9 protein-coding genes are annotated in these 11,771 nt (G+C 74.7%); 6 read left to right on the forward strand and 3 right to left on the reverse strand.

What is annotated here, in order from left to right; genetic code table 11:
* Positions 1 to 12 precede the first annotated feature (12 nt).
* The gene (locus ACF1AK_RS00585; protein WP_391496589.1) at positions 13 to 1,293 is read right to left on the reverse strand and encodes an SAV2148 family HEPN domain-containing protein; all 1,281 of its coding nucleotides are present in this window, start codon (positions 1,291 to 1,293) and stop codon (positions 13 to 15) included.
* A 489-nt stretch (positions 1,294 to 1,782) separates the two neighbouring features.
* Between ACF1AK_RS00585 and glgX the strand changes: the two genes are divergently transcribed.
* From glgX to treZ, 4 genes are all read left to right on the forward strand, one after another.
* Positions 1,783 to 3,930 (forward strand): glycogen debranching protein GlgX, encoded by a 2,148-nt coding sequence (gene glgX / locus ACF1AK_RS00590; protein ID WP_391496590.1) that lies wholly within the window; start codon positions 1,783 to 1,785, stop codon positions 3,928 to 3,930.
* A 95-nt stretch (positions 3,931 to 4,025) separates the two neighbouring features.
* Complete coding sequence (locus tag ACF1AK_RS00595; RefSeq protein WP_391496591.1) at positions 4,026 to 4,763, forward strand: hypothetical protein; 738 nt, start codon at positions 4,026 to 4,028, stop codon at positions 4,761 to 4,763.
* Positions 4,764 to 4,843: 80 nt separating this feature from the next.
* On the forward strand, positions 4,844 to 7,375 hold the full coding sequence (gene treY / locus ACF1AK_RS00600) for a malto-oligosyltrehalose synthase (protein WP_391496592.1): 2,532 nt from the start codon (positions 4,844 to 4,846) through the stop codon (positions 7,373 to 7,375).
* Entirely contained in the window at positions 7,372 to 9,090 is a 1,719-nt protein-coding gene (gene treZ / locus ACF1AK_RS00605; RefSeq protein ID WP_391496593.1) for a malto-oligosyltrehalose trehalohydrolase, read from the forward strand. The genes treY and treZ overlap by 4 nt, the downstream gene beginning before the upstream one ends.
* Before the next feature lie 7 nt (positions 9,091 to 9,097).
* Here the strand turns inward: treZ and ACF1AK_RS00610 are convergent, their stop codons facing one another.
* Positions 9,098 to 9,991: a transketolase family protein gene (locus tag ACF1AK_RS00610; RefSeq protein WP_391496594.1), complete on the reverse strand. Its 894-nt coding sequence runs from the start codon at positions 9,989 to 9,991 to the stop codon at positions 9,098 to 9,100.
* Between the two features lie 65 nt (positions 9,992 to 10,056).
* Positions 10,057 to 10,758 (reverse strand): transketolase, encoded by a 702-nt coding sequence (locus ACF1AK_RS00615; protein WP_391496595.1) that lies wholly within the window; start codon positions 10,756 to 10,758, stop codon positions 10,057 to 10,059.
* 54 nt (positions 10,759 to 10,812) lie between these two features.
* Between ACF1AK_RS00615 and soxR the strand changes: the two genes are divergently transcribed.
* Positions 10,813 to 11,316 (forward strand): redox-sensitive transcriptional activator SoxR, encoded by a 504-nt coding sequence (gene soxR / locus ACF1AK_RS00620; RefSeq protein ID WP_391496596.1) that lies wholly within the window; start codon positions 10,813 to 10,815, stop codon positions 11,314 to 11,316.
* A complete protein-coding gene (locus ACF1AK_RS00625; RefSeq protein ID WP_391496597.1) occupies positions 11,313 to 11,717 on the forward strand; it encodes a Scr1 family TA system antitoxin-like transcriptional regulator in 405 nt (134 codons plus the stop codon). Before soxR ends, ACF1AK_RS00625 begins: the two co-directional genes overlap by 4 nt.
* Positions 11,718 to 11,771: the final 54 nt, after the last annotated feature.

The raw sequence follows: 11,771 nt of genomic DNA on the forward strand, positions 1-11,771 counted from the left end.
GGGAGGCGGCGGTCAGGAGACCGGCCGGGAGTCCGCCCAGACGCCCTCGAACTCCTCGCGGTAGACCTCCAGCAGCCCGGCGTCCGTGCCGCCCGGCTGCTGGCCGGCGCCGCCGCGCAGCACGAGGGCGGGCGACTCCATGCCGCGGGCCCGGCGCAGGTAGGGCTGGACGACGCCGAGGTCGCGGGTCTGGCGGCGGCCTCCGCCGCCCGGGGCGGCGGACGGCACGCCCTCGACCAGGTAGGCGGTGAAGCGCGGGGTCTCGTCGAACACCCGGATTTCGAAGCCGCCCTGGTCGCGCAGCGCGGCGCGGACCCGGCGCACGTGCAGGATGTTCATCTGGATGGAGCGGCCGAGCTCGCCGCGCCCGAGGCCGAGCTCGCGCTCGCGGCGGCGGACGGCGCTGCTGGCCGGGTTGAGGAAGAGCAGCCGGACCCGGCAGCCGTCGGTGGCGAGCCGCACCAGCCGCTTGCCGGTGTAGTTCTGGCAGAGCATGCCGAGGCCGATGCCGAGCGCGTCCAGCCGCCGGGCGCCGTCGAGGAGGTCCTCGACCGGCAGGTCGCGCTGGAGCCGGACCCGGTCGGGGTGGACGGCGACGACGTCCGCGTACCGGCCGGCCACCAGCGACTCGACGACGTCCGCGGGCACGGCGCCGGCGCCGCCGTCGAGCAGGGCGAGCAGCCGGGCGGCGGCCCGTTCGGTCTGGGCGAGCACGGTCGGGGTGAGGACGCGGTTGCGGGAGACGACGTGCCGGGCGACCTCCAGCTCGTCGAGGGCCAGCTCGATCTCCCGGCGGTCGGCCAGGTAGGGCTCGAAGCACGGCCAGTGCTGCACCATCAGTTCGCGCAGCTGCGGCAGGGTGAGGAAGACCAGCGGGTCGTCGTCGGCCGGATCGAGGAGGTAGCCCTTGCGCCGGCTGACCTCGCGCACGGCGCCGGCCCGGTGGGCCCACTCCTCGCCGGCCGGGCCGGCCGCGGCGGTGACCCAGTCCTCGCCGTGGGCGGGCGCGTAGATCGGGTGGAGCACCTCGTCGACGAGCGAGCGCAGCCGCTGCTCGACCAGGTTGAGCCAGACGTAGGCGCGCCCGGAGAGCCGCACGCGCTGGTAGGCGTCCTCCCACTCGGCGCCGGACCAGGCGAGCGCGGGGACCTCGACCGGACCGCCCTGGGCCGGGACGAGCGAGCGTCCGCCGGTCAGGGCGGGCCGCATGACCACCGTCGGCGCCTCGCTGCGGGCGCTGCCCCGGTCGGGGCCGCCGGGCCCACCGCCACGGCCGCCGGCGGGGAACACCATGCGCCACCTCACCTGGTTCCTGCTGGGAGCCGCCCGGGGCCGCTCGGAGCTGTCTGCCTGCCGTCCGGCCGGCCGGCGGCGCGGTGCGCCGCCCGGCGCACCGGCGGTTCGCCGCCGGTCCGTCTGATGGACCGCCACGAGCCCCGGACGGCCGGACGATCAAGGGTACTGCCCGCCGCGAACCGCCCGCAGCCGGTTGGAGCACGGCAGCGGCCGGCCCCCGGCGGTCCACCGCGGCCGTCCCGTCCGCCCCACGCGTCCCGCGGGCCCCACGACGCCGGCGTGACACCCCCGGGACGCCGTGGGGACACCCGTTCGGGCGAACACGGCGCGAATGGCCCCGCCGTCGGGGAAGGCGTCGGGGAGTATGCGGACTGTGCCACGACCGTGTGCCGTACGTCACGACCCCCGGCCGGTCCGCCCCGCGGTCCGGCCCCGACCATCGGACCGTCCGTCAGCCCTCCTTGTGCGTGAGGAAGTCGAGGAACCATGCAGGTCTGGCCAGGGACCCCCTACCCGCTCGGCGCCACCTACGACGGGGCCGGCACCAACTTCGCGGTCTTCTCGGAGAGCGCCGACCGGATCGAGCTCTGCCTGCTCGACGAGGACGGCTCGGAGACGGCCGTCGAACTGCGCGAGACCGACGCCTTCGTCCGGCACGCCTACCTCCCCGGCGTCCAGCCCGGCCAGCGCTACGGCTTCCGCGTCCACGGCCCGTACAACCCGGGCCTCGGCCAGCGGCACAACAGCGCCAAACTGCTGCTGGACCCGTACGCCAAGGCGATGAGCGGCCACATCGACTGGGACGAGTCCGTCTACGGCTACCACTTCGGCGCCCCCGAGCGCCGCAACGACCTCGACTCCGCCCCGCACACCATGCACTCGGTGGTGATCAACCCGTACTTCGACTGGGGCACCGACCGCCCGCCGCGCACCGACTACCACCGCACCGTGCTCTACGAGGCCCATGTGAAGGGCCTGACCAAGCTGCACCCGGGGATTCCCGAGGAGATCCGCGGCACCTACGCGGGCGTCGCCCACCCCGCCGTGATCGAGCACCTCGCCAAGCTCGGGGTCACCGCGATCGAGCTGATGCCGGTGCACCAGTTCGTCCGCGACCACCGGCTGCGCGACCTCGGCCTGGCCAACTACTGGGGCTACAACACCATCGGCTTCTTCGCCCCGCACTCCTCGTACTCCTCCACCGGCGACCGCGGCCAGCAGGTGCAGGAGTTCAAGTCGATGGTGAAGGCCCTGCACGCGGCCGGCATCGAGGTCATCCTCGACGTCGTCTACAACCACACCGCCGAGGGCAACCACCTCGGCCCCACCCTCTCGCTGCGCGGCCTGGACAACGTGTCCTACTACCGCCTCGCCCGCGACCAGCGGTTCTACGAGGACACCACCGGCACCGGCAACAGCCTGCTGATGCGCAGCCCGCACGTGCTCCAGCTGATCATGGACTCGCTGCGCTACTGGGTCACCGAGATGCACGTGGACGGCTTCCGCTTCGACCTCGCCGCCACCCTCGCCCGGCAGTTCCACGAGGTGGACCGGCTCTCCTCGTTCTTCGACCTCGTCCAGCAGGACCCGGTGGTCTCCCAGGCCAAGCTGATCGCCGAGCCCTGGGACCTCGGCGAGGGCGGCTACCAGGTCGGCAACTTCCCGCCGCTGTGGACGGAGTGGAACGGCATGTACCGGGACACCGTGCGCGACCTGTGGCGCGGGGAGAACGCCACCCTCGCCGAGTTCGGCTCCCGGCTCACCGGCTCCTCCGACCTCTACCAGGACGACGGCCGCCGCCCGATCGCCTCGATCAACTTCGTCACCTGCCACGACGGCTTCACCCTGCGCGACCTGGTCTCCTACAACGAGAAGCACAACGAGGCCAACGGCGAGGGCAACCGGGACGGCGAGTCCTTCAACCGCTCCTGGAACTGCGGCACCGAGGGCCCCACCGACGACCCGGCCGTCGAGGAGCTGCGGGCGCGCCAGCAGCGCAACTTCCTCGCCACCCTGATGCTTTCCCAGGGCGTGCCGATGCTCTCCCACGGCGACGAGTTCGGCCGCACCCAGCAGGGCAACAACAACGCCTACTGCCAGGACAACGAACTCACCTGGGTGCACTGGCCGCAGGACGACGGGGCGCGGACCCGGCTGCTGGAGTTCACCCAGCGGATGGTCTGGCTGCGCCGCGACCACCCGGTGTTCCGGCGCCGGCGCTTCTTCCACGGCCGCCCGGTCCCGGGCCGGCCCGCCGGGGAGGGCGGAGGCGGCGGCGAGTACGAGGACCTCACCGACATCGCCTGGTTCACCCCCGCCGGGGAGGAGATGACCAAGCGCAACTGGGGCGCCAGCTACGCGAAGTCGCTCACCGTGTTCCTGAACGGCTACGCCATCTCGGAGCCGGACCGGCGCGGCGGGCGGATCGTCGACGACTCCTTCCTGCTGATGTTCAACGCGCACTTCGAGCAGTTGGAGTTCACCGTCCCGGCCGGGCACGGACAGGAGTGGCAGGTGGTGGTGGACACCGCCCGCCCGCAGCTGCCGCCGCCCGGCTCCGGGGCCCGGGTCAAGGCCGGGGACACCCTCTGGCTCACCGACCGCTCGCTGATGGTGCTGCAGCGTCCCGCCTGAGCCACGGCGGTGTCCCGGTTCTCCGGCGGCCCTTGCGTCCCCTCCGCCTTCCGGGTGACGGTGGTCACCCGGAAGGATCGCGAGGGGGAGCACGCATGTCGGCCGAGGACGTCAACCCGATCTGGTACCTCCTGCTGCTGCCCCACTCGGCCTTCGACGCCGTCCGCCGCCGCTTCCCCGTACCGTCCGACCGCGCCCTGCGGGCCCGGGCCGTCTCGCCCGAGGCGCAGGCGGCCCGGGCCCGCGAACTCGCCCGGATCGACGCCCTGGTCGCACGCCTCGGCGGCGTGCCGGGCGTGACCCACCTCCTCACCCGGCTCAGCGACCGCTGCTTCCGGACGGACCACTCCTACGCCTCGGGCGTCCGGCAGTGGCACATGGTCGGCCAGATCACCGGCGCCGCGTACTTCGCCACCGCCCTGGACGTGCCCGAGCTGCTGCGCCGGATCCGGGCCGCCGAGGTGGCCGACTGGGGCAGCGGCCTGTGGGACGACCCCCGGCTGCCGGAGCGCCCCGGCTCGATCGCCGAGGCGCTGGCCTTCCACCGGGACGGCGGACTGCGCGCGGACGGGACGCGGCGCCCCTCGCCCAGGATCGCCGTGGCCGGGATGACGCTCGACTGGGACCTCCCGCACAGCCCGCTGCCCGACCCGGGACCGCTGCCCGGCGCGGTGCTGTACTCCTGGCAGCGCGACGACCCGGACGCGGTGGAGAAGGTGCGCGCCGCGCGGAGCGGGCACGGGCTGGTCCTGAGGCTCACGTTCCACGAGCACTGGAACGCCGACCTCCGGTACTACTACGGGGTGCGCAAGCGACGGCGCCGGGGCCGCTGAGCACCCCCGACGCCCACCGCTCACCTGTTCGGATCAGCAACGGGTCTTGCCCCCGCGCCCCGCCGGGTAGGCATGGAGGCATGACCAACGCCGCCGAGCCCGCGCAGCCCCGCCCGGCCGCCTCCGTCCCGTCGTTCGACCCCGCCCGCCGACCGGCCACCGCCCAGAGCGTCGCCCCCGCCGCCGTCCCGACCGCCTCGTACCGCCTCCAGCTCCAGCCCGGCTTCACCCTGCGCGACGCCACCGCCGCCGTCCCCTACCTGGCCGCCCTCGGCGTCTCCCACCTGCACCTCTCCCCGCTGCTGGAGCCCGTGCCCGGCTCCGCCCACGGCTACGACACCGTCGACCACGGCCGGGTCGCCGAGCAGCTCGGCGGCGAGCCGGCCCTGCGCGCACTGGCCGAGGAGGCGCACCGGCACGGCCTGCGGCTGCTCGCCGACGTGGTGCCCAACCACATGGCCGTGCCCGTCCCCGAGCACCTCAACCGGCCGCTCTGGCAGGTCCTGCGGGACGGCCCCGACTCGCCGTACGCCCGCTGGTTCGACATCGACTGGCAGGCCCTGCCCGGTCCGCCGGACGCCCCCGGGCACGGCCGGATGCTGCTGCCGCTGCTCGGCGACCGGCTCGGCGCCGTCCTCGACCAGCTCGCCGTGGACGGCGACACGCTCCGCTACCACGACCACGTGCTGCCGCTGCGCCCCGGCACCGAGCACCTGCCGCTGCCCGAGCTGCTCGCCCGCCAGTGGTACCGCCTGGCGTGGTGGCGGCTGGCCCGCACCGAGCTGAACTACCGGCGCTTCTTCACCGTCAACGAGCTGATCGCCGTCCGGGTCGAGGACCCGGAGGTGTTCGAGGCCACCCACGGCGTGCTGCTGCGGCTGCACCGCGAGGGCGTGCTGGACGGCTTCCGGATCGACCACCCGGACGGGCTCGCCGACCCGCGCGGCTACCTGGAACGGCTCGCCGAGGCCACCGGCGGCACGTACACGGTCGTCGAGAAGATCCTCACCGGCGACGAGCGGCTGCCCGCCGACTGGCCGTGCGCCGGCACCACCGGGTACGACGCGCTGCGCCGGATCGACGGCGTGCTCACCGACCACGCGGGCGCCTGCCGGCTCGCCGGGGCGTACGAGGCGTTCCTCACCGGCGCTCCCCCGGGCGGCGAACCCTGCGCCGACCCGCACCCGGCGCTGGCCGCCGCCCGGCGCGGGCGGGCCGACATGACCGGGCCAGAGGGCGAGCTGGCCGCCGAGGTGGAGCGGCTGGTGCGCCTCGCCGTCCGGCTCGGCGCCACCGACCCCGCGCACGCCGACCACCCGCCGTGGCGGCTGCGCGCCGCGCTGCGCCGGCTGCTCACCGGCTACCCCGCCTACCGGCCCTACACGCGGCCCGGGGAGCCGCTGCCGGAGGCCTCCGCCGCCCAGTTGCACGAGGCCCTCGCCTCCGACGGCGGCCCCACCGACGCCACCGACCGCTTCGTCGCCGCCCTCGCCGAGGGCGCCCTCGGGCGCGGCCCCGAGCAGGACGAGTTCGCCGTCCGCTTCGCCCAGACCGCCGCCGCCGTCGCCGCCAAGGGCGTCGAGGACACCGCCTTCTACCGGTGGAACGCGCTGCTGAGCCTCAACGAGGTCGGCGGCGAACCCGCCCGGCCCGGGGTGCGTCCGGAGGACTTCCACGCCTGGTGCCACTACGTCGAACGGCACTGGCCGCACACCATGACGGCGCTCTCCACCCACGACACCAAGCGCAGCGCCGACGCCCGCGCCCGGCTCGCCGTCCTGGCCGAGCAGCCCGAGGCCTGGGCCGCCGAGGCCGCCGCCTGGTCCACCGCGGCCGGTCCCGGGGCCGGGGCCGGCTCCCGCTTCGACCCCGACAGTGACTGGCTGCTCTGGCAGACCCTGGTCGCCGCCTGGCCCGTCACCCCCGAACGGCTGGTCGCCGCCGTGCTCAAGGCCGCCCGGGAGGCTAAGCTCCACACCTCGTGGACGACCCAGAACGTCCGCTTCGAACGCGCCCTCGCCGACCGCGTGCACGCCGTCTTCGGCCATCCCGGGCTGCTCCCCCGGATCGAGGGGTACGTGGCCGCGCTCGCCCCGTACGCCCGGTCCAACACGCTGGCCGCCGCCCTGCTGCACCTCACCGTGCCCGGGGTGCCCGACCTCTACCAGGGCAGCGAGGAGCCGCTGTACACCCTGGTCGACCCGGACAACCGGCACGCCGTCGACCTCGGGGCGCTGGCCGTGCGGCTCACCGACTCCGCCACCGCCCGCCCCGGCGACCTGGCGCGCGAGAAGCTGCACCTCACCACGACCGCCCTGCACCTGCGCCGCGCCCACCCGCTGGGCACCCACCGGCCGCTCACCGCCGTCGGCCCGGCCGCCGGGCACCTGCTCGCCTTCGGGCGCGGCCCGGACGTCGTCACCGCCGTCACCCGCCTGCCGTACGGGCTCGCCCGCGCCGGCGGCTGGCGCGGCACCGAGCTGCACCTGCCCGCCGGGGACGAATGGACGGACGCGCTGACGTCGCGCCGGTTCGCCTCCGGACCCGTCCGGTTGAAGGACCTGCTGGCGGACCTTCCGGTGGCCCTGCTGACCAGGAGGGGCGCCGCATGAGGCACGAGGTCTGGGCACCGTACGCCGCCGAGCGGGTCGAGGTGGCCGTCGACGGCGCCCACCACCCGCTGGCCAGGGACGACACCCGCGCCGGGTGGTGGCACGGCGAGGCGCCCGACGGGGACTACGCGTTCGTGCTGGACGGCGGCCGCCCGCTGCCCGACCCCCGCTCACCCCGCCAGCCGCACGGCCCCGACGGCCCCAGCCGCGCCGTCGACCACGCCGCGTTCACCTGGTCGCAGACCGGGTGGCGCGGCCGCCCGCTCGCCGGCGCCGTCCTGTACGAACTGCACATCGGCACCTTCACCGCCGCCGGCACCTTCGACGCGGCGGCCGAACGCCTGGACCACCTGGTCGAGTTGGGCATCGACTTCGTGGAGCTGATGCCGCTCTGCCCGTTCCCCGGCAAGCACGGCTGGGGGTACGACGGCGTCTCGCTGTGGGCCGTGCACGAGCCCTACGGCGGACCGGAGGGCCTGAAGCGCTTCGTCGACGCCGCGCACCGCAGGGGCCTCGGCGTCGTCCTCGACGTGGTGCACAACCACCTCGGCCCGGCCGGCAACTACCTGCCGATGTTCGGCCCGTACTTCACCGACCGCCATCACACCCCGTGGGGCTCGGCGGTCAACCTGGACGCACCGGGGTCCGACGAGGTGCGCGGCTACCTGATCGGCAGCGCGCTGGCCTGGCTGCGCGACTACCGGATCGACGGCCTGCGGCTGGACGCCGTGCACGCCCTCGCCGACGACCGGGCCGTGCACTTCCTGGAGGAACTCTCCCGGGAGGTCGACCGCTTGGCGGTGACGACCAACCGCCCGCTGTTCCTGATCGCCGAGTCCGACCTCAACGACCCGCGCACCACCACCCCGCGCGAGGCCGGCGGACAGGGCCTCACCGCCCAGTGGAGCGACGACTTCCACCACGCCCTGCACTGCGCCCTCACCGGCGAATCCCAGGGCTACTACGGGGACTTCGCCGCCGCCCCGCTCGCCGCCGTCGCCAAGGCCCTGACCCGGGGCTACTTCCACGACGGCAGCTGGTCCTCGTTCCGCGGGCGCCACCACGGCCGCCCGTTCCCGCCCGCGCACGGGGAGCGGCTGCTCGGCTATCTGCAGACCCACGACCAGATCGGCAACCGGGCCCTGGGCGACCGGATCTCCACCAGCCTCTCCCCCGGCCGGCTGGCCTGCGGCGCCGCGCTGGTGCTCACCTCGCCGTTCACGCCCATGCTGTTCATGGGCGAGGAGTGGGGCGCGGCCACGCCCTGGCAGTACTTCACCGACCACACCGACCCCCACCTCGCCGAGGCCGTCCGCCGGGGCCGGCGGCGGGAGTTCGCCGAGCACGGCTGGGCGGCGGACGCGGTGCCGGACCCGCAGGAGCCGGCCACCGTGCTGCGCTCCGTCCTCGACTGGACCGAGCCGAGGCGCGCTCCGCACGCCGGACTGCTGGAGTGGTACCGGGAGTTGATCCGGCTGCGCCGGGCCTGCCCGGAGCTGTCGGATCCCGATCTGGCGGCGGTGCGGGTGGACACCGACGAGGCCGCCGGGTGGCTGGTGGTCCACCGGGGCCCCTACCGGGTGGCCGTCAACCTCGGCGCGGCGGCCGTCACGCTGCCCCGGGCGGGAGAGCCGGTCGCGGCCTTCGGGCGGACCGAGTCCGCCGGAGGGCGGTTCACCCTGCACCCCGACTCCGTCGCCCTGCTGAAGGACTGACGTTCCGTCACTGGAGGAACGTGCCGATCCGGTCCCGCAGGCCGGGCGCGTCCAGGCCGTAGGCGGCCAGGTGCTCCGGGACCGAGCCGTACTGCCGGTGCTCGCCGCGCGGCACCCCGAGGGACAGCAGCCGGTGCGGGCGGTCGGCGAGCGCCTCGTGCGCCTCGTTGGCGGAGGTCCCGGCCAGGTACGGCTCGACCAGCACCACGTCCGCGTTCCCCTCGGTGGCGGCCCGCAGCGCGGCGCCGTCGAACGGCCGGACGGTCGCCGCGTACAGCACGGTGACGTCCAGGTTCCCGGTGGCGGCGAGCACGGCGTCCAGCATCGGGCCGACCGCGAGCACGGTGCCGCGGCTGCCGCGCCGGACCACGGTGAACCGGCCCGGCTCGATCCGGGTGGCGTGCTCGTTGGCGTGGTCGGAGAGGCGGACGTACACCTTGCGGTCGCCGTCGGCCGCCGCGTGGCGCAGCAGCTGCTCCGCCTCGTCCGGGTGACCGGGCACGTGCACCGTCCAGTCGGGCAGCGTGTCCAGCAGTGCGACGTCACCCGGCGCCATGTGGGTGCGACCGCCGGCGGGCCAGTCGTACGAGCCGGCCGCGCTCACCAGCACGGCGCCGACGCCCTGGTGGCCGAGGTCCAGCTTCACCTGCTCGAAGGGACGCTCGACGAGGAAGCTGGCGAAGGTGTGGGCGATCGGGCGCAGCCCGGTGAAGGCCAGGCCGGCGGCGGCGCCGATGAGCAGCTGCTCGCGGATGCCGACGTTGATCAGCCGGTCCGGGTGCCGCTCGGCGGCGGCGTGGAAACTCGCGGCGCTGATGTCGGCCAGGACGACGGCGAGGCGCTGGTCCTCGTCCAGCAGCTGGGAGGTGGTCTCGATGAAGCGCTCGCGCATGGTTTCCATGAGGTGCTCGGCCCTTTCCGGCTCAGGAGTTCTACGGCTGTTCTTCGGCTCAGGAGTTCTTGGGCTCAGGAGTCCTTCGGCTCGACGCGGGCCACCACGACCCGCGGCCGGCCCGGGTGCTCGGCGGTGTAGGCGGCGTACAGCGCCTCGTGGTCGCGCCCGTCCACCGTCTCCGCCGACCAGCCCTCGGCGGCGAAGCGTGCGGCGATGCCGCCCCGCCAGCCGTGGGTGGCGGAGGAGTTGTCGATCACCAGGGTGTGCAGCCGGTCCAGCCCGGCGGCTCCGGCGAAGGCCACCGCCTCGTGGTTGGAGCCCTCGTCGAACTCGGCGTCCCCGATCAGCACCCAGACCGCCGGGTCGGTGAGCCCCTGGGCCCGCAGGCCGAGCGCCGTGCCGACGGCGATCGGCAGGCCGTGGCCGAGCGAGCCCGAGCTGATCTCCACGCCGGGGATCAGCAGCCGGTCGGGGTGGTGGCCCAGCGGCGAGTCGTAGGCGCCGAAGCTCGGCAGCACCACCGGGTCGATGAAGCCCTTGGCGGCGAGGACGGCGTAGTACGCCATCGGGCCGTGGCCCTTGGACAGCAGGAAGCGGTCCCGGTCCTGCGCGTCGGCGGTCTCCGGGGTCACCCGCAGGACGCGGTCGTAGAGCACCCACAGCGCGTCCAGGGTGGAGGTGGCGGCCGGACCGTGCTTCTCGTCGCCGGTCATCAGAGCCATCAGGCCCGACAGCTCGGCGAAGCCGAGGGGGGCGGGGGTCGTCGTCTTCATGCCCTCGATGCTGCTACTTGAAGTCGACTTCAAGTCAAGCGCTACAGTGGCCCCATGAGCGCCCACGGCCCCAGCCGGCACGACCTCCTCACCATCGGCCAACTCGCCGACCGCAGCGGCCTCGCGGCCTCCGCCCTGCGGTACTACGAGAAGCTGGGACTGATCCACGCCACCCGCACCACCGGCAACCAGCGCCGCTACATCCGCGGCACCCTGCGCCGGATCGCCTTCGTGCGGGCCGCCCAGCGGGTCGGCCTGTCGCTGGACGAGGCGAAGGTCGCCCTGGACCGCCTCCCCGAGCACCGCGCCCCCAGCGGCGCCGAGTGGGACGGCGTCGCCCAGTCCTGGCAGAGCCGGATCGACGAGCAGATCGCGGAGTTGGAGCGGCTGAAGGCCAAGCTCACCGGCTGCATCGGCTGCGGCTGCCTCTCCCTCACCCGCTGCGCGCTCTACAACGCCGCCGACCGCGCCGGCGCCGCCGGCCCGGGCGCCCGCTACCTGCTGACCCGCGACCCCGCCACCGGCCCGGAGCCGGCGGGGGGCGACTTCACGGAGTGACGCACCGCATCGACCTCTTCCGCTCCGACGACCTCCCCCCGGCCGTCGCCGCCGCCGGCCAGCGCGAGGCCCTGCGGGCACGGCGGCCGTCCATCCGGAAGGCTTGGGTGGACGCCGGCGAGTCCACCGCGGAGCTGGAGTTGAGGCCGGCCCTCCGCATGCAACGGCAGGCCGTTCTCGATCGCCACGACCCACCCCAGCCATGGGCGGTCATCGGCGAGGCCGCCCTGCGACGGCCGGTCGGCGACGAGAGCATCATGTCCGAACAGCTGAACCACATCGCGGCGATGGCCGAGGAACGCCCGAACATCACGGTTCAGGTGCTTCTCACGTTCACCACCACCGCCTGGCGCTCCTTCCGCACTGCCGTCCGCACCGGCCAACTCCCCACCCAGGCCTGAGCACATCCCCTCTGTGCCCCGCCGGAAGCGTCCGGCGGGGCGCAGAGCCGTCCG

Origin of the sequence: Kitasatospora sp. NPDC015120 (assembly GCF_043080305.1) — a bacterium.
Taxonomy (GTDB): domain Bacteria; phylum Actinomycetota; class Actinomycetes; order Streptomycetales; family Streptomycetaceae; genus Kitasatospora.